This window comes from Oceanobacillus bengalensis (genome assembly GCF_003628445.1).
GTDB classification, from domain to species: Bacteria; Bacillota; Bacilli; order Bacillales; family Amphibacillaceae; genus Oceanobacillus; species Oceanobacillus bengalensis.
Genome location: NZ_RBZO01000010.1, coordinates 47,806 through 67,065 on the forward strand (window position 1 = coordinate 47,806; position 19,260 = coordinate 67,065).

Below are 19,260 nucleotides of genomic sequence, written 5' to 3' on the forward strand. Positions count from 1 at the left end.
GTTGGCACGTTTTTTGCTATATGATTGATGGATGATTGTTAAAGCTTATTTTCTTAGATGATGAATGAAAACATATAGAGGGGGAAATGATGATGGGTATTTTTGAAAAAATGGAAATGTACGATTATGAACAAGTTGTTTTTTGTCAAGATAAAAATTCGGGGTTAAAAGCGATTATTGCCATTCACGACACAACGCTTGGTCCTGCCTTAGGTGGTACAAGGATGTGGAAGTATGCTACAGAGGAAGAGGCCGTAGAAGATGCTTTTCGACTAGCGAAAGGGATGACTTATAAAAATGCCGCTGCTGGACTTGATTTAGGTGGTGGAAAAACGGTAATTATTGGTGATCCTAGAAAGGATAAAAATCCTGAATTATTAAGGGCGTTTGGGCGATATGTTCAAAGTTTAAATGGTAGATATATTACAGCGGAAGACGTTGGGACAACAGAGCAAGATATGGATCTTATCCATTTGGAAACGGATTTTGTCACTGGTATTTCTCCAGAGTTTGGCTCTAGTGGGAATCCGTCACCAGTTACAGCTTATGGGGTTTATCGTGGGATGAAGGCAGCCGCAAAAGAGGCTTTCGGTGATGATTCTTTAGAGGGGAGAACGATCGCTGTTCAAGGTGTCGGAAATGTAGCGTTCGCTTTATGTGAGTATTTGCATAAGGAAGGCGCAACGTTAATTGTTACGGATATCAATAAAGAGGCCGTAAACCGTGCTGTAGATGCATTCGATGCAACTGCAGTAGACCCTAATGATATATACGATGTAGACTGTGATATATATGCTCCTTGTGCATTGGGAGCAACAATAAATGATGATACGATTAATCGATTAAAAGCAAAGGTAATTGCAGGTTCGGCGAATAATCAGTTAAAATCAGACTTTCATGGGGATATTGTATTTGAGAAGGGGATTGTGTACGCACCGGATTATATTATAAATTCTGGTGGTGTTATAAATGTAGCAGATGAGTTATATGGCTATAACCGTGAACGTGTACTGAAGAAAGTTGGAATGCTTTATGATAGCTTATCAAATGTGTTTGAAATCTCAAGACGTGATAATATTCCAACTTATGTAGCGGCTGATCGAATGGCGGAAGAACGGATTGAATCGGTTAGAAAATCAAGGAGCCAATTTTTGGTTAATGAACACCATATATTAAGTAGAAGATAAGAAAAGCGGAAGCACCCGTTTAGCGACGTATGGGCTGCGCCCACGCAGCGCGTGGGTGGTTCGATTTTAATCGAACATTCCTACGGAGGAGATAAAGGAAACACGATGAGCGTATGCGTTAAGGAAGTTCGACTATGTCGAACTGTTATCGCACAGAGGTGAGGGAAGTCCACTTGTCGCTGGTCTGCTTGCGCTAGACACCGAAACACAAAAATTAATACTTTCTCGTGTAATCCTGCACGAGAAAGTATACCAATGAGTCAGGAGGAGTTGAAAATATGGCAGATGAATATGATTTGGTCATACTTGGCGGTGGTACAGGAGGCTATGTTGCAGCAATCCGAGCATCCCAATTAGGAATGAAGGTTGCAATCGTTGAAAAAGATAAACTAGGTGGTACTTGTTTGCATAGGGGATGTATTCCTTCGAAAGCATTGTTACGTAGTGCAGAGGTTTATCAACAAACCAAAAAAGCGGATGAATACGGAATTGAGACAGAAAATACAAAACCAAATTTCATGAAAATTCAAGAAAGAAAAAACACAATTGTAGACACATTGCATAATGGTGTGAAAGGATTAATGAAAAAAGGAAAGATAGATGTTTATTATGGGTTTGGAAGAATTTTAGGACCGAGTATCTTTTCACCGATTCCAGGGACGATTTCAATAGAATATGAGAATGATCAAGAAAATACGATGATTGTTCCAAAAAATATTCTTATTGCGACTGGTTCTTCTCCGAGTACATTACCTGGACTCACGATAGATGGTGAATATGTGATGAAATCTGATGATGCATTATCGATGAAAGAGTTGCCAAAGTCCATCGTAATTGTGGGTGGCGGCGTAATCGGAATCGAATGGGCATCTATGCTAGCAGACTTTGGTGTGAATGTAACCGTTATTGAATATCAGAAACAAATTTTACCAACAGTTGATGAAGAAATTGCAAAAGAATTGGAAAGACTTTTAAAGAAAAAAGGAATAACAATTGTAAAAGGTGCTAAAGTTCTTCCTGAAACATTGGTTAAAGATGGGGAAGTTAGTATCGATGCAGTAATAGGTGATGAAACGATAACTTTTACTGCAAATAAAATGTTAGTATCAGTGGGACGTAAAGCCAATACAACAAACATTGGAATAGAAAATACAGATATTACATTGCAGAATGGGTATATTCAGACGAATGATTTCTTTCAAACAAAGGAATCCCATATCTATGCGATTGGTGATGTTGTTGGCGGCATGCAACTAGCACATGTTGCCTCACATGAAGGCATTATCGCTGTAGAACACATGGCTGGTGAAGAACCATACCTGATCGATGAGAACAACATAGCAAGTTGTATCTATTCAAATCCCGAAGTTGCAAGCATTGGGATGACGGAGGAGCAAGCAAGAGAACGAGGTTTTTCAGTGAAAATTGGAAAGTTTCCGTTTAAAGCAATAGGAAAGGCACTTGTATACGGGGAAACGGAAGGTTTTGTGAAGATTATTGCTGACAAGAAAACAGATGATATATTAGGGATTCACATGCTCGGTCCCCATGTAACCGATATGATTTCAGAAGCAAGTCTTGCAAAAATGCTTGATGCAACACCATGGGAAATTGGAGGGACAATTCATGCCCATCCAAGTCTTTCGGAAATAATGGGTGAAGCCGCACTTGCAGTTGAAGGGAAACAAATTCATGGGTAAAGGAAATAGAGGTTATTTTTAAGGAGGGATAGTAATGACAAGTAGACATAAGCAATTAGGTTTATCGGATGAGCAAGTAATCGAAATGTATAAAACGATGTTACTTGCTAGGAGAATTGATGAGAGAATGTGGCTATTAAATCGTTCTGGTAAGATTCCGTTTGTTATATCCTGCCAAGGCCAAGAGGCAATGCAAGTGGGGGCTAGCTTTGCATTAAATAGAAAAGTAGATTTTGTCGCACCATATTACCGTGATCTCGGTATTGTACTTTCGTTTGGCATGACTGCAAAGGAATTAATGTTATCTGCCTTTGCCAAAGCGGAAGACCCTAACTCTGGTGGAAGACAAATGCCTGGGCATTTTGGTCAAAAGAAAAATCGGATTCTATCAGGTTCATCGCCAGTTACAACACAGGTACCACATGCAGTTGGCGTTGCTTTAGCTGGCAAAATGGAGAAAAAGGATTTTGTATCCTTTGTTACTTTAGGAGAAGGCTCATCGAATCAGGGGGATTTTCATGAAGGATTAAATTTTGCTGGTGTACACAAGCTGCCTGTTATTACAATGGTAGAAAATAATAAGTATGCTATTTCTGTACCGATGGAGAAACAAATTGCCAGTGAAAATGTTTCTATTCGTGCGAAAAGTTATGGAATGACTGGTGTCACAGTGGATGGAAATGACTTGTTCGCTGTGTATGAAGCTGTAAAGGCTGCCAGAGAACGTGCCCTGAACGGGGAAGGCCCATCTTTAATTGAGGCTGTTTCTTATCGCCTAACTGCTCATTCCAGTGACGATGATGATAGATATCGAGAAAAAGAGGAAGTAAATGAGGCAAAGAAAAAGGATGCAATTGTAGCCTTTGCCAATGAACTCGAAGCTGCTGGTATTATATCAGAAACGCAAATTTCGGATATTGAAGAGGAAGTAATGGGAATTGTGAACGAAGCAACAGACTATGCTGAAAATGCTGCGTATGCAGATCCAGAACATGCTTTGAAATACGTATATGAAGAGTAAGGAGGGGAAAATATGGCGGTGATGACTTATATTCAAGCGATTACAACAGCATTAAGAGAAGAAATGATTCGTGATGAAAAGGTCTTTATACTGGGTGAAGATGTTGGGAAAAAAGGTGGCGTATTTCGTGCTACAGATGGTTTGTATGATACATTTGGTGAGGATAGAGTTTTAGATACGCCACTAAGTGAATCAGCTATTGCTGGTGTTGGAATTGGTGCTGCGATGTATGGCATGAGACCAATTGCAGAAATGCAGTTTGCTGATTTTATTTTACCAGCTGTTAATCAAATTATTTCAGAGGCTGCTAAATTGCGTTATCGTTCCAATAATGATTGGAACGCACCGATAACCATACGTGCACCATATGGCGGTGGTGTTCATGGGGCTCTTTATCATTCTCAATCGATTGAGTCCATCTTTGCTAATCAGCCTGGATTAAAAATCGTTATGCCGTCTACACCGTATGATGCCAAAGGATTATTAAAAGCAGCAATCAGAGATAATGACCCAGTCCTTTTCTTTGAGCATAAACGGGCATACCGATTACTGAAAGGTGAAGTTCCAGAAGAAGACTACGTTCTACCAATTGGTAAGGCTGATGTCAAAAGAGAGGGTACGGATATAACGGTTATTACGTATGGTCTATGTGTTCATTTCGCCCTTCAAGCTGCGGAGAAGTTAGCGGAGGAAGGAATAAGCACGCATATTTTAGATTTAAGGACCGTCTATCCACTTGATAAAGATGCAATCATTGAGGCTGCTAAGAAGACTGGAAAAGTATTATTGATTACGGAAGATAATCTGGAAGGCAGCATTATCGGAGAAGTCGCGGCAATTATTGCAGAAAATTGTTTATTCGATCTTGATGCACCGATAAAACGGTTAGCAGGACCGGATGTCCCTGCGATGCCATATGCACCTACAATGGAGAAGTTTTTTATGGTGAATCCAGAGAAATGTGAAAAAGCGATGCGTGATTTAGCAGAATTTTAATTGTAAGGAGGGTATTTGATGGCAATAGAACAAATTACGATGCCACAATTAGGTGAAAGTGTCACAGAGGGAACGATTAGTACATGGCTTGTTGATGTTGGGGATAAAGTAAATAAATATGACCCACTAGCTGAAGTGTTAACAGATAAAGTGAATGCAGAAGTGCCTTCCTCCTATACAGGTATCATTAAAGAACTAATTGTAAATGAAGGAGAAACAGTAGCTGTTGGTGAAGTCATCTGTAAGATAGAAACCGTTCAGGCGTCTACAAAAGATGCATCACCTGAGGAAGTTAAAAACGGTGAGCTAGAGGAAGTAACTACAAATGATTTATCAATGAAGAAAAGATATTCACCAGCCGTTCTAAGATTAGCTCAGGATCATAATATTGACTTAACGAATGTTGATGGAACTGGAAGAGCCGGCAGAATTACTAGGAAAGATATTGAATCCATAATGAAACAAGGTGTGAGAGCAACATCCAGTGCGTCACCAGACACTTCTACTACAACAAAAGAAATTATTCCACAACAAAATACAGAGAAGAAAGCTTCCCCAGTTGTTCATACAGGAGATATTGAAATTCCTGTAACTGGTATTAGAAAAGTGATTGCCAATAATATGGTTAAATCAAAACAAGAAATTCCGCATGCTTGGATGACAGTCGAAGTAGATGTAACCGACTTAGTTACTTGCAGAAATCAAGTAAAGGAAGAATTTAAACAAAAGGAAGGATTTAGTATAACCTATTTTGCTTTTTTCGTTAAAGCAGTAGCGACTGCTCTAAAAGAATATCCAGCAATAAATAGTACATGGGCTGGCGATAAAATAATACAGCGAAAGGATATCAATTTGTCCATCGCAGTAGCAACAGACAACGAACTTTTTGTTCCTGTTATAAAACTAGCTGATGAAAAGAGTATAAAAGGAATTGCTAAAGAAATAAATGAACTAGCTACTAAGGCGAGGGCACATAAGTTAAGCGGGCAAGATATTCAGGGTGGTACGTTTACAGTCAATAATACGGGATCATTTGGCTCGGTTCATTCAATGGGGATTATCAATCATCCACAAGCAGCAATTCTACAAGTTGAATCTATCGTAAAACGTCCAGTCATCATAAATAATATGTTTGCTGCAAGGGATATGGTGAATCTATGTTTATCTTTAGATCATCGTATTTTAGATGGACTCGTTTGCGGTAGATTCTTAGCACGGGTAAAAGAGATCCTTGAAAATATGAATAAAGATACGATCAATATTTATTAAGATTTTCTTTCATTTTGCGTGCCCAAGTAATATGAATTGAAAATACTTTTTAAACTTGGTACTCTAGGGTTACACGATACTTACAAAAGGAGATGCTGTTACATGGATTTTAACTTATTTATGAATGACGTTGTTGACGCAGCGCGAAAAGATATAACAGAAGCGGGATATGAGGAATTAAAAACTCCAGAAGAAGTAGACGCTGCATTAAAACAACAAGGTACTGCATTAGTAATGATTAATTCAACTTGCGGTTGTGCTGGTGGTGTTGCACGTCCAGCTGCTGCTAACTCTATCCATTATGATAAGCGTCCAGACCACTTGTACACTGTTTTTGCTGGTCAAGACAGGGAAGCAACGGAAAAAGCACGTGAATACTTCGAAGGATTCCCACCATCATCACCATCTTTTGCATTATTAAAAGATGGAAAAATTGTAACAATGGTTGAGCGTCATGACATTGAAGGGTACAGTGCGATGGAAGTAACGAATAAACTTCAAGACGTTTTCGAAAAGCATTGTGAAGAAGTGTAAAATAGTATATTAATATGAAACGAGGCTGTCTTTATGAAGACTGCCTCGTTTTTGTAAGGTTCTTATCGTATTGTTTTGTCGCTGTTGATGTAAAATACGCAGTAACCTGAGATAGTACTCTACCACCGTTCCGGCAATACACTTCGCTTTCCGTGGGCGGCTGGTGAGCCTCCTCCGTGCTGACGCACTACGTAGTCTCACCTATGCCTATGCTCCCACAGGAGTCTGCGTGTATTGCCTCCACTAGGTTTGTGCTATTCAACTTTGTAATGTTAATACCGCTAATATGATGGTTGATTGTAGCGGAGGGCAGTCGACTCCTGCGGGAAAAGCACGTGTCCGAAGACCAGGAAGAAGCGTTCTTTGCTTCTGAGGGGGCTGAGGCCGTGCCCGCGGAAAGCGTACTGCCCGCAGCGGAAATCAACGCGCACTAACTGTACACTTTACATCTTTTACGCAGCAGCTTATACTTTGCTAAAAAAGCAATAGAGACTGTCTCGTATTAGATTCAGTCTCTATTGCTAGTATATTCGTTTCCATAAAGGAAGATAAAATTATAAAGATATAAAATATGCCAGTCCCATTGTTATGGTAGACAGTACCATTGCAAAAATCATTATATACACAATTAACTTTTGTCTTTTCTCACGTTTTGATTTTTTTCTTGGTGCGCTCGTGGTATTTGTTTTCGTAGCCAAAATACGTCCTCCTTTAATAAATCGATATTACTATTATTTTAACTTGAAAATTTATTCTGGACAAGTACTAAGAAATGATTGAAAATAGAATATATAATGTATTATTCGTAATATCATAGAGAGAATGGGGGTTTTCTTGATGGATAAAAAAAATAATCATCTTTCGGTAAAAGAAAAATGGGAGAAATCTGTTTCGGATATTGTAAAGCGCTTTCCTGAACGCAAGCAGAAATTTACTACTTCATCAAATATCGAAGTGGAAAGGCTATATGATTCAACTGTTGAAAAGGATAGTTTAGGTTATCCAGGAGAATATCCATATACACGCGGAATTCAGCCAACGATGTATCGCAGCAGGTTTTGGACGATGCGCCAATATGCAGGCTTTGGCTCTGCAAAAGAAACGAATATGCGCTTTAGATATCTATTAGAGCAAGGACAGACAGGTCTGTCAGTTGCTTTCGATTTACCAACACAAATTGGCTATGACTCAGACGATCCAATGTCAGAGGGAGAAGTCGGTAAAGTTGGGGTAGCGATTGACACGTTAGCAGATATGGAACAATTATTGGATGGAATCCCACTTGACAAAGTTAGTACCTCTATGACGATTAATGCACCAGCATCTGTACTGCTTTGCATGTATATTGCAGTAGGTGAGAAGCAGGGTGTTCCTTTGGAAAAGATTACGGGTACGATCCAAAATGATATCTTAAAAGAATATATTGCTAGAGGAACATATATCTTTCCACCGAAGCCGTCGATGCGGTTAATTACCAACATTTTTTCGTTTTGTCATGACTATGTTCCCAAGTTTAATACGATAAGCATATCTGGTTACCATATACGCGAAGCAGGTTCGAATGCTGTACAAGAAGTTGCATTTACGTTGGCAAACGGCATGGCATATGTTGATGCTGCTATTGAATCAGGCCTTCAAGTAGATGATTTTGCACCGCGTCTAGCCTTTTTCTTTAATGCCCATAATAATTTCTTAGAAGAGGTAGCTAAATTCCGTGCTGCAAGAAGAATATGGGCCAAAATTATGAAAGAGCACTATCAAGCTAAAAATCCGAAAAGTTGGAAGCTACGTTTTCATACACAAACTGGTGGTTCTACATTAACGGCACAGCAGCCTGACAATAATATTGTGCGTGTAACGATGCAAGCGCTTGCGGCGGTTCTAGGTGGAACGCAAAGTTTACACACCAATTCACGTGATGAAGCCTTGTCGTTACCAACAGAAGAATCAGCTCGTATCGCATTAAGGACACAGCAAATTATCGCTCATGAGAGTGGTGTTGCGGATACGGTAGATCCATTAGCAGGTTCCTACTATATCGAGTCACTAACCGACGAAATAGAGAAAGAAGTAACTAAATATTTGGACCGTATTAAAGAAATCGGTGGTGCTGTACAGGCTGTTGAAGAAGGTTATATGCAACGAGAGATTCATCAAAATGCTTACCAAATCCAGAAAGATATTGAAAGTGAAGATGAAGTTATTGTTGGATTAAACAAATTTAGACAAGACGAAGAAGTAGAACCGGATTTGTTGAAAGTTGACGAATCCCTAGAAAGAGAACAAGTTGAATCACTCCATTCTATTAAAAACAATCGTGATCAACAGTTGGTAGATAAAGCACTTGCAACCTTAAAAGAAAATGCAAGAAAAGAAGATATAAATCTTATTCCAGCAATTCTGGATGCGGTTAAAGCTTATGCATCTGTTGGAGAGATTTGTAACGTACTTCGTGAGGTATTTGGAGAATATTAAGTGTATAGGGGGATATAAAATGGGAAAAAAGATTCGTGTACTTGTTGCCAAACCAGGACTTGATGGGCATGATCGAGGAGCTCTCGTTATTTCACAAGCATTAAGAGACCACGGAATGGAAGTTATTTACACAGGGCTACGCCAATCACCGCTACAGATTGCACAAGCAGCTATTCAGGAGGATGTTGATGTAATTGGCCTATCTTCATTATCAGGGGCACACCGAACATTATTCCCGAAAGTAATTGAAGAATTACAAAAGCGCAATGCAGAGGATATTCCTGTAATTGGTGGAGGCGTGATTCCTAGCGAGGATATTCCATATTTACTAGAAAAAGGGGTTAAGAAAATATTTACGAGTGGTTCATCAACGTCTATGCTAGCAAACTATATTCAAGACTTGATTGACCCCAAGGTAGAAACAGTAGCTGCCCCCAAAAAAATTGCACATATTGGGATAGCGGTACATTCTATTGATGACGCGTTACATTTCTACACAGATTCGCTTGGGTTACAATTAGAAGGAGTTGAAGTTGTAGAATCAGAAGGGGTAAAAGTAGCATTTCTTGGAATCGGCGAAAGCCGTTTTGAATTATTGGAACCGCTAAACGATGAATCACCTATTAAGATTTTTTTAGATAAAAAAGGGCAGGGCATTCATCATATCGCATTAGAAGTGGATGATATAGTTGCTAGGTTAGAGCAGTTAAAGGCAAACGGATTACCACTCATTAACGAAAAGACTAAAGAAGGTGCACACGGGTCTGAAATTGCATTCCTTCACCCTAAGGCTGCAGGAGGAGTATTATTCGAATTATGCCAATATCCACTGGAGGTGAAGCATAATGAATGGGGCTGACATTTATGATAAAATCAATGAACTTTATGATAAGCGTAGGCAAGTGGAACTTGGTGGAGGAGACGGGCGGATTGATAAGCAACACGCGAAAGGAAAGCTGACAGCTAGGGAACGAATCGAATATTTACTAGATGAAGGTTCTTTTGTTGAGTTAAATCCTTTTATTGAGACACGTGCCTCAGATTTTGGAATGAATCATAACAGTGCAAAAGGAGAAGGTGTTGTTACAGGTTACGGTAAAGTGAATGGAAAGTCAATTTACCTATTTGCCCAGGACTTTACGGTGTACGGTGGAGCGCTTGGTGAAATGCATGGGAAGAAAATTGCTGCTGTCATGGATTTGGCAGCGAAGGTTGGTGTTCCTTTCATCGGTCTAAATGATTCTGGTGGAGCGCGTATTCAAGAAGGGGTATCTTCACTTGATGGATATGGACAAGTGTTCTACCGGAACTCCATCTATTCAGGTGTGATCCCACAGATTTCTGTTATTATGGGTCCGAGTGCAGGAGGAGCAGTGTATTCACCTGCAATTACGGATTTTGTTATCATGGTAGAAGAGACCTCACAAATGTTTATAACAGGCCCGAAAGTGATAGAAACCGTGACTGGAGAGAAAATTTCCTCAGAAGATCTAGGTGGAGCAAACATTCACAATTCGAAGAGTGGGAATGCACATTTCAAAACGAAAACTGAGGAAGAGGCACTAGATTTAGTTCGTACCATCATTGATTATTTACCTAGCAACAATAAACAAAAGCCAGTGAAAAAAGCCTATGAGCAAGAGGATCATTTTCGAGATGAATTAACTGACATCGTACCTTTTAACGCTGTTAGACCATATGACGTAAAAAAGGTAATTAATCAAGTCGTTGATGAGCAAAGTTTTTTAGAAATTCACGAAAATTTCGCAAAGAATATTGTAGTAGGTTTCGGGCGGATGGCTGGAGAGACAGTTGGATTAGTTTGTAATCAACCAAAATATTTAGCTGGAGGACTGGATATTGATTCAAGTGATAAGGCAGCACGATTCATTCGGTTTTGTGATGCATTTAATATACCATTAATTACCTTTGAAGATGTAACCGGATTCTTTCCAGGTGTCAAACAAGAGCATGGTGGGATTATCAGACACGGTGCGAAGATTTTATACGCATACTCGGAAGCAACGGTACCTAAGATTACCGTTATTACTAGAAAGGCATTTGGCGGTGCATATGTAGCGTTAAATAGTAAATCAATTGGGGCAGATATCGTCTATGCTTGGCCAAACGCAGAAATTGCTGTTATGGGTCCAGAAGGTGCAGCAAATATTATCTTTGCTAAAGAAATAGCAGAAAGTGATAACCCAGAACAAGTAAGGCAGGAAAAAATCAATACATATCGTGATAAGTTTGCCAATCCATATGTTGCTGCTGGTTTAGGAATGGTAGATGATGTCATCGACCCAAGAGAAACACGTATTAAATTAATACAAGCACTTGAAATGCTTTACAATAAACAAGAAGAACGACCATATAAAAAACACGGTAATATTCCTTTGTAAATACTAAAGCGGAAGCGCCCGTTTAGCGACGTACGGACTGGACTGAGCCGTAGGAGATAAAGGAAACACGTTGACCGTAGGGAGACGATGTTGACTTATCGTACGAAGGTGAGGGAAGTCTCGCTAGTCGCTGGGCGCTGGAGCTGGATGTGGTATTTCAAGTATTTCAGAATTTTCCAGGTTTCAAATGTATGATTTCCTTCTGTATAGAAAATGTAGTAACCTATTATCAGGAGGTTATGAAATGACAACAGTAAATCAAGAACGACTAGTAGAAGAGTTTTTTGAACTCGTACAAACGGACTCAGAAACTAAAAATGAAGAAAAAATTGCACAGCTTTTGAAAAAGAAGTTTACAGCATTAGGTGTTGACGTTTTTGAAGATGACACCCGAGACAAAACAGGACACGGTGCTGGAAATTTGATTTGTACGTTAAAGGCAAATAAAGATGGGGTTGATCCCATTTATTTCACATCACATATGGATACCGTCGTACCTGGGGAAAATATCAAGCCACAGATAAAAGATGGCTTTATTGTTTCAGATGGAACGACGATACTCGGATCAGATGATAAAGCAGGACTTGCTGCAATATTTGAAGCAATCCGACTAGTGAAAGAAAATAAAATAGAGCACGGGTGTATACAATTTGTTATTACAGTTGGTGAAGAATCAGGACTGGTTGGTGCAAAAGCACTAGATCCTACTTTCATTAAAGCAAAATATGGATATGCACTGGATAGTAATGGTGAGGTTGGTGACATTATTGTCGCTGCACCAACACAAGCAAAAATATCAGCGATTATTAAAGGCAAAACTGCACATGCTGGTGTCGAACCAGAAAAAGGTGTTTCAGCGATAACACTTGCTGCAAAAGCGATTTCCAAAATGCCTCTTGGGCGTATCGACGAGGAAACTACTGCAAATATTGGACGTTTTGAAGGTGGAAAACAAACAAATATTGTTGTAGACCATGTTGAAATATTGGCAGAAGCAAGGTCTTTAGTTCCAGAAAAAATGGAAGCACAAGTAGCTAAAATGAAAGAAGCCTTTGAAACAGTGGCGGAACAATATGGTGGTTCTGCTGAAGTAGACATAAAAGTCATGTATCCTGGATATAAGCAACAAGCCGGGGATGAAGTGGTAGAAATTGCTAGAAGTGCTGCAAAAGCAATTGGTAGAGAAAGTGAGTTATTACAAAGTGGGGGCGGCAGTGACGCAAACGTAATTGCCGGATTTGGTATTCCAACAGTAAACTTAGCTGTAGGTTATGAAGAAATACACACTACAAACGAACGAATTTCCGTTGATAATCTTGTCAAAGTAACGGAACTAGTTGTTGCTATTATTGGTGAAGTAGCTAAAAATTAAAGATGAAAAGCACCCTTTGCGTATCATTTAAAGGGTGTTTTTTTGTGCTATATTACTTTATAAATCAGACAGATAGTCGTATAAAAGACTCTTATAGGGTTCCTTTTTAGATAATATCGTCTGGATTATTTTCTTTCTCATTAAAATTAACCAAACTTTCCCTTCCAATATAAGTCTCTATACGGACGATTTTAATCAACTACTTTCATTTGAACTCAATTATCTATAGGATAAAAAGTACTTACTCTATTACTTTATACAACTATTCTGTACTTTTGAACATTAACGTATGTGTCTAGTGTTCCAATTTATAAAGCACCGTTTGAAAAAGTAAATATACGCTTACTCATACTCAACTGCCTTAGAAAGGGTTCCTTAAGCCATATGTATGAGGCCATTTTTCTATGATATAATAGAATTAAATTATTGATTTAAGGGAAGTTATAACGATGCCATTGCCAAGTCAAAAAAAAGGTCGAGTTATTTTTCACATAGATATGAATTGTTTCTATGCATCTGTTGAGATGGCACATAATCCTAGTTTAAAAGGGAAACCGTTAGCGATTGCAGGGAACCCGAATGAACGTAGAGGAATTATTGTTACCAGTAGTTATGAGGCTAGAGCAAAAGGTGTTAAAACAACGATGCCTCTTTGGCAGGCAAAAAGACTATGTCCCGAATTGATTGTTATGGCACCAGCCTTTGAACGTTACCGTGCTGCTTCTACTGAGATATTCAGGTTACTGGCAGAAGTAACCCCTTATGTTCAACCTGTATCCATTGATGAAGGATATATGGATGTAACAGAAATAAGTAAGAAGGAAAATCCGATTGACGTAGCCAGACGATTACAGCAAAAAATACTACATCAACTAGATATACCTTGTAGTATTGGAATTGCTCCAAATAAATTTTTAGCTAAAATGGCTTCTGATATGAAAAAACCCTTAGGTATTACCGTGCTTAGAAAAAGAGAGCTACACAGGACATTATGGCCACTTCCAGTTGGTGAAATGTATGGTATAGGTAAAAAATCAGCAGAAAAACTACAAGAAATCGGTATAGAAACAATTGGTGATTTAGCAAAGAAAGATGTCTATCAACTAAAAGCTATATTTGGCATAAATGGAGAGCGATTTAAGAATCGGGCGAATGGAATTGATCTAAGCCCTGTAGACCCTGAAGCTGTTTTTGATTTTAAAAGCATTGGTAATTCGCAAACATTAATAGAGGATACAACGGATAAGGTCGTAATAAGGAAATTAATGAACTCTCTAGCAGAGCAAGTGGAGAAAAGAATGAAAAGGAAGACTGTAGTAGGGAAGAGTGTTCAGCTCATGATCCGTTATCATGATAGAAAAACGATAACTCGGAGTAAAAAGCTACAAATGTATATTGATAACAAATCCGATATTTTATTGATAGCCCAAGAACTATTTGAAAATCATTGGAATAAAGAACCAGTGCGATTACTTGGGATAACGGTTCAAGATATCGAGGATAAGCATAGTATAGGGCAACAATTAGATTTATTTACGTATGAGGAAGAAGCAAGTAAAGAAAAACTTTATAATACGGTTAATCAGTTAAGGGAAAAATATGGTAAGCATACTTTTAAACAATTAAAAGCAACTGAACCTTCCAATACTCAACCTCGAACTAGTTTTCAAAAAGATTTTTTAGATGATTATAGAAAATTAAAATAAAATGGAAAGGGAGCTCAAACGTGGTGAGCTCCCTTTATTTCATAATCGTATTGACTAACTTTTCATTTATCTTATTACCAGGATACCGGAATGGGATGTCAAATTTCGTTGTCTGTTTTAGAATACTCTTACTATGGGAAAATGTATCAAAACTGTATTTCCCATGATATGCTCCCATGCCACTTGCACCAACCCCGCCAAATGGTAAATGTGGATTAGCTAGATGATAGAGTGTGTCGTTGATCGATCCCCCACCAAATGATACATATTCTATTACCTGCTGCTGTGTTTTATAATCGTCACCAAAATAATAGAGTGCTAAAGGTTTTTCTCCCAATTTAATTTTATATAGTGCATCTTCTAAATTCGTAAAACTAATAATTGGCAAGATTGGTCCAAATATTTCATCCTGCATGATTGGATCTTCCCAAGAGATATAATCCAAAATTGTTGGTTCAATCATTAATGATTCTCTATCTACATTTCCACCATGTAGAATGGAACCTTTGATTAAGAAGCTTGTTAAACGATCAAAGTGCTTTTCATTGATAATACGTGTGAAATTATCGTTCTTTAAAGGATTTCGGCCATAGAATGTTCGTATATATTTTTTCATCGCCTTGAGCAATTTGAATTTTACTTTCTCGTGAACATATACATAGTCAGGTGCTACACATGTTTGTCCAGCATTAGTAAATTTACCCCAAACAATTCGTTTGGCAGCTAAGTTAATGTTTGCATCCATGTCAACAATTGCTGGGCTTTTCCCACCTAATTCAAGGGTAACTGGTGTTAGATACTCGCTTGCAGCCCTCATAACTATTTTCCCGACATTTGTGCTTCCTGTGAAGAAAATATAATCGAACCGCTGTTTCAATAATGCTTGCGTTACTTCTTGTTCCCCCTCTATAACGGAGAAATAAGATTGATCAAAATAGTCAGCTATCATTTCAGCAAGTAACGTAGATGTAGCAGCAGCATGCTCTGATGGTTTCACAATAACACAGTTTCCAGCAGCAATTGCACCAATCGCTGGTCCGATTGCTAACTGTAGAGGGTAATTCCAAGGAGAAATGATTAATGTTACACCGTATGGTTCCTTGAAAATAAAATTCTGAGTGCCCTTATGTGTCATTGGTGCTGGAACTTTCTCGGGAGTCATCCAATTCCTGAGATTCTTTAATGCAAAGTCTATTTCAGTGTAAAGAAAACCTATTTCTGTAGTGAGGCTATCTTGCTTTGATTTATTTAAATCATTCTTTAAAGCACGGTAAATTTTCGACTCGTTGTCTTTTAACATTTGCTTCAAGGTCATTAATTGTTTTTGACGAAATTCATAGGTTATCGTATTTCCATTCATAAAAAAAGAATGTGTATCTGCTACAAGCTTTTCTATTTCTACCATTATAATTAATCTCCTCTAATTATTTTCTATTTTAATCTGGTAAAAGTCCTTTGCCATATGGGTATTTTTGAATATACCCTGTGCTTCCTTTACTAATTGGTGAAACATTTCCTTCTGATACCTTGAGGAAATATGGGTTAATATTAGTGTTTTTACATTACCTTTAAAAGCGAGTGTTGCCGCTTGTGTCGTGGTCGAGTGAAAATAATCTCTTGCTAAACTTTGTTTTTCATGATCAAATGTAGCCTCATGTACGAGTACAGTTGAATCTTTTATAAAAGAGATATGTTCTTCTCGATAACGAGTATCTCCAAGAATACTCACAACACGTCCTTTTTTTTTCGTCCCAATAACATCATCCTGTTTGATAGATAATCCATTTTCTAAAATAGTAACAGGATTTTCTTTTATTTGCTTATATATGGGACCTGGCATTATTCCCATATTCTTTAACTTATCGACAAGTAATTCCCCAGGTTTATCCTTCTCAACAACTCGGTAACCGAAACTTACGATACCATGATCCAGCTTCATTGCGTAAACGGCAAAATTCTCATCGTCTATGATTTTTCCTTCCTCGATTTCGATGATAGAAAGGGGATAGCTAAGGTGTGTTGCGCTAATTTTTAAGCTGGTTTCTATAAACTCTCTAATCCCCTCAGGCCCATAAATGGTTAACCCCTCTTCACCAGCTTGAAACGACCTGCTGCTTAACAGTCCTGGCATTCCGTATATATGATCACCATGTAAATGGGTGATGAATATTTTATTAATTTTCCGTGGCTTTATTGATGTATGTAGTATTTGATGCTGTGTTGCTTCTCCACAATCAAATAACCATACATGATTAATTTCTTCTAACAATGATAATGCAATTGATGTTACGTTTCTCTCTTTCGATGGAATGCCAGCACCTGTTCCTAGAAAAAATAATTCCATAGCTTATTTCCATCCTCTTTTATATTGTGTTGGAGCAGGGATTGTTTCCTTTAATTCTAATGCTGCTGCTTTTGGCCAATATGGATTGGCTAATAATGCTCTTCCAATGAAGATTAAGTCAGCACGATCATTCTGTAAAATTTCTTCTGCTAACATACCAGAGGTGATAAGACCGACTGCCCCAGTAGCAATATTCGTTTCTTGCTTGATCATCTCACATCTTTTTACTTGGTAGCCTGGATAGGTCTCAATCTGAGCGGGTATAACGCCTCCTGAACTACAATCGATTACATCTACACCTTGTTCTTTCATTTTTCTCGAGTAGTATAGAAGGTCAGCTAATGTGTTCCCATTTTCATCGTATTCGTCTGTTGAAATTCGAACAAACAATGGACCATCCCATTCCGTTTGAACTGCCTCGATAATATTTTGGAGAAATTGGTATCTATTTTCCCTATTTCCACCATATTTGTCTGTTCTTTTGTTTGTTAGGGGAGATAGGAACTCATTAATCAAGTATCCATGTGCCGCGTGTAATTCAATGCAATCAAATTGAGCTGATTTTGCTCGTTTTGCAGCTTGTTTAAAAGACTTAATTGTAGCGTCAATATCTTCAATCGTCATTTCCTCTGGTAGTTTATATGATTCATTGAATCTAAGGGCAGAAGGGGCATAGGCAGCCGAATCCAATACTGCTTTCCTTCCAGCATGAGCTAATTGAATAGCTGATTTCGCACCATAGTTATGTAGTTCCTTATTCAACTGTCTGAAGCCATCAACATGCTCATCTGACCATAGTCCAAGGTCTTGAGAAGAGATTCTTCCTTCTGGCCTAACAGCTGTAGCTTCTATCATGACCAATCCTACTTGACCTACAGCCCTAGAAATATAGTGTGTAAAGTGAAATGGAGTAAGTTTACCATCTTCATTTACGGAAGAATACATACACATTGGTGACATAACAATTCGATTTTTGATCACAAGTTCTTTAATTGTAAAAGGTGAGAATAATTTAGACATAATTTCCTCCTAGTTTGTGTGTTTAAAGTTATTTCGATAATTAAGTGCTATATCTGGAACATCGGTGAAGATCGCATCACAGTTTAACGAGAAGCATTTCTTCATTGAGGGCTCTTTATTTATCGTATAAACGCGTACTGGCATTTTTTGTTGCTGACACTTCTCAACCAATGCTTTGTTTAGCAATTTATATTTTATATGTAACGCATTAGCGCCTAACTTTTTTGCATGAGATACGAGATTGGACTTCTTTTTGGAAGTTAAAAAAGCCACACCAATTGACTGGTTCATTGGCTTAAGTCGTTCAACACTGCTTGGATTGAAAGTTGACAATGTTGTCCGGTCCAATAATTGGTATTTCATTAAGTTTTCATAAACGATGGATTCTAAATGCTTATAGTCTATTTTATTATTTTTTAGCTCAATGTTTAAATATAAGGGCTTAAAACGAATCCATTCGAGAAATTCTTCTAAAGATAAAATTGTTGTACCTGTGAAATCTGAAGAGAACCAGCTTCCTGCATCCAGCACTTTTATTTCTCTATATGTTAGGTCTTTTACATATCCGGTTCCATTAGTCGTTCGATTTACCTTTTCGTCGTGTATAAGTATCGGTATGTTATCTTTAGTAAGTTGTACATCGGTTTCGATGCCATTCGCTTTCATTTGATAGGCAAGTTCAAAAGCGGGTAATGTATTTTCAGGTGCATATTTACTTGCTCCTCGATGAGCGATAATGTTTGTATTCAAGTGTCGATTCACCTCTTTCTTATATTTTGTTGTAGAGCCAGGAAAAAGTCAATCAAGTACGAAATCCTAAAAGTAAACCAGTAAACATGTTAAACTAGACATAAGAGGTGATAATTGTGCAATTAACAATAACTTCAAAAGCTGAGGAGAAGTTAATAGAATTAAATAATAAACAGTTTAACTACTTGCAATTATGGTATGACATTGAGGATTGTGGTTGTGGGGTAAACGGAGTTCCAACAATACGGCTTACAAATAAAAAAGAGACGTATGATAAAAACGTTGCAGGAGCATCTTTTCCAACCATTGTTTCGGAGCAACAAGCCGTTTTCTTTGCTGAAAATATGAAGCTCGACTATATTAATCATTCATTTCGGTTATCAAGTACGAGTGAGATGCTGAATCCGTTTATTCCGGAACGGAGCCTTTTAAATTATTAAGAAGAAGTAGGTTGATTACGATTAGTCAACCTACTTTGTTTCTT

17 protein-coding genes are annotated in these 19,260 nt (G+C 38.1%); 12 read left to right on the top strand and 5 right to left on the bottom strand.

Annotated features, from left to right (window positions below; genetic code table 11):
• The first annotated feature begins 92 nt into the window (after nucleotides 1-92).
• From D8M05_RS08160 to D8M05_RS08185, 6 genes are all read left to right on the top strand, one after another.
• A complete protein-coding gene (locus D8M05_RS08160; protein ID WP_121130510.1) occupies nucleotides 93-1,187 on the top strand; it encodes a Glu/Leu/Phe/Val family dehydrogenase in 1,095 nt (364 codons plus the stop codon).
• A gap of 278 nt (nucleotides 1,188-1,465) precedes the next feature.
• Nucleotides 1,466-2,887 carry a dihydrolipoyl dehydrogenase gene (gene lpdA, locus D8M05_RS08165; RefSeq protein WP_121130512.1) on the top strand — a complete coding sequence of 474 codons (1,422 nt, stop codon included), beginning with the start codon at nucleotides 1,466-1,468 and terminating at the stop codon, nucleotides 2,885-2,887.
• 34 nt (nucleotides 2,888-2,921) lie between these two features.
• A complete protein-coding gene (locus D8M05_RS08170; RefSeq protein ID WP_121130514.1) occupies nucleotides 2,922-3,908 on the top strand; it encodes a thiamine pyrophosphate-dependent dehydrogenase E1 component subunit alpha in 987 nt (328 codons plus the stop codon).
• A 12-nt stretch (nucleotides 3,909-3,920) separates the two neighbouring features.
• Nucleotides 3,921-4,904 (top strand): alpha-ketoacid dehydrogenase subunit beta, encoded by a 984-nt coding sequence (locus D8M05_RS08175; protein WP_121130516.1) that lies wholly within the window; start codon nucleotides 3,921-3,923, stop codon nucleotides 4,902-4,904.
• Between the two features lie 18 nt (nucleotides 4,905-4,922).
• A complete protein-coding gene (locus D8M05_RS08180; RefSeq protein WP_121130518.1) occupies nucleotides 4,923-6,173 on the top strand; it encodes a dihydrolipoamide acetyltransferase family protein in 1,251 nt (416 codons plus the stop codon).
• A 102-nt stretch (nucleotides 6,174-6,275) separates the two neighbouring features.
• Nucleotides 6,276-6,707 carry a BrxA/BrxB family bacilliredoxin gene (locus tag D8M05_RS08185; protein ID WP_121130520.1) on the top strand — a complete coding sequence of 144 codons (432 nt, stop codon included), beginning with the start codon at nucleotides 6,276-6,278 and terminating at the stop codon, nucleotides 6,705-6,707.
• A gap of 554 nt (nucleotides 6,708-7,261) precedes the next feature.
• Here D8M05_RS08185 and prli42 read toward each other — a convergent pair.
• On the bottom strand, nucleotides 7,262-7,405 hold the full coding sequence (prli42, locus tag D8M05_RS20150; RefSeq protein WP_183072734.1) for a stressosome-associated protein Prli42: 144 nt from the start codon (nucleotides 7,403-7,405) through the stop codon (nucleotides 7,262-7,264).
• A 139-nt stretch (nucleotides 7,406-7,544) separates the two neighbouring features.
• On the opposite strand from prli42, the gene D8M05_RS08195 reads away from it, so the two are divergent.
• The 5 genes from D8M05_RS08195 (at nucleotide 7,545) to D8M05_RS08215 (ending at nucleotide 14,662) form a co-directional block, all read left to right on the top strand.
• Nucleotides 7,545-9,182 (top strand): acyl-CoA mutase large subunit family protein, encoded by a 1,638-nt coding sequence (locus tag D8M05_RS08195; RefSeq protein ID WP_121130522.1) that lies wholly within the window; start codon nucleotides 7,545-7,547, stop codon nucleotides 9,180-9,182.
• A 19-nt stretch (nucleotides 9,183-9,201) separates the two neighbouring features.
• Nucleotides 9,202-10,041 (top strand): methylmalonyl-CoA epimerase, encoded by an 840-nt coding sequence (mce, locus tag D8M05_RS08200; RefSeq protein WP_121130524.1) that lies wholly within the window; start codon nucleotides 9,202-9,204, stop codon nucleotides 10,039-10,041.
• The gene (locus D8M05_RS08205) at nucleotides 10,028-11,584 is read left to right on the top strand and encodes an acyl-CoA carboxylase subunit beta (protein ID WP_121130526.1); all 1,557 of its coding nucleotides are present in this window, start codon (nucleotides 10,028-10,030) and stop codon (nucleotides 11,582-11,584) included. Before mce ends, D8M05_RS08205 begins: the two co-directional genes overlap by 14 nt.
• Before the next feature lie 244 nt (nucleotides 11,585-11,828).
• Entirely contained in the window at nucleotides 11,829-12,956 is a 1,128-nt protein-coding gene (locus D8M05_RS08210) for a M20/M25/M40 family metallo-hydrolase (RefSeq protein ID WP_121130528.1), read from the top strand.
• Between the two features lie 449 nt (nucleotides 12,957-13,405).
• Entirely contained in the window at nucleotides 13,406-14,662 is a 1,257-nt protein-coding gene (locus tag D8M05_RS08215) for a DNA polymerase IV (RefSeq protein ID WP_121130530.1), read from the top strand.
• 34 nt (nucleotides 14,663-14,696) lie between these two features.
• On the opposite strand, the gene D8M05_RS08220 is transcribed toward D8M05_RS08215, so the two are convergent.
• Genes D8M05_RS08220 through D8M05_RS08235 form a run of 4 tightly spaced genes read right to left on the bottom strand, consistent with a single transcriptional unit; the run spans nucleotide 14,697 to nucleotide 18,776 of the window.
• On the bottom strand, nucleotides 14,697-16,067 hold the full coding sequence (locus D8M05_RS08220; protein WP_121130532.1) for an aldehyde dehydrogenase: 1,371 nt from the start codon (nucleotides 16,065-16,067) through the stop codon (nucleotides 14,697-14,699).
• Nucleotides 16,068-16,082: 15 nt separating this feature from the next.
• A complete protein-coding gene (gene rnz, locus D8M05_RS08225) occupies nucleotides 16,083-17,006 on the bottom strand; it encodes a ribonuclease Z (RefSeq protein WP_121130534.1) in 924 nt (307 codons plus the stop codon).
• A 3-nt stretch (nucleotides 17,007-17,009) separates the two neighbouring features.
• On the bottom strand, nucleotides 17,010-18,026 hold the full coding sequence (gene namA, locus D8M05_RS08230; protein ID WP_183072735.1) for an NADPH dehydrogenase NamA: 1,017 nt from the start codon (nucleotides 18,024-18,026) through the stop codon (nucleotides 17,010-17,012).
• 9 nt (nucleotides 18,027-18,035) lie between these two features.
• Entirely contained in the window at nucleotides 18,036-18,776 is a 741-nt protein-coding gene (locus D8M05_RS08235; protein WP_121130538.1) for a glycerophosphodiester phosphodiesterase, read from the bottom strand.
• 116 nt (nucleotides 18,777-18,892) lie between these two features.
• On the opposite strand from D8M05_RS08235, the gene D8M05_RS08240 reads away from it, so the two are divergent.
• Nucleotides 18,893-19,216 carry an iron-sulfur cluster biosynthesis family protein gene (locus D8M05_RS08240; RefSeq protein WP_183072736.1) on the top strand — a complete coding sequence of 108 codons (324 nt, stop codon included), beginning with the start codon at nucleotides 18,893-18,895 and terminating at the stop codon, nucleotides 19,214-19,216.
• The last annotated feature ends 44 nt before the right edge of the window (nucleotides 19,217-19,260 follow it).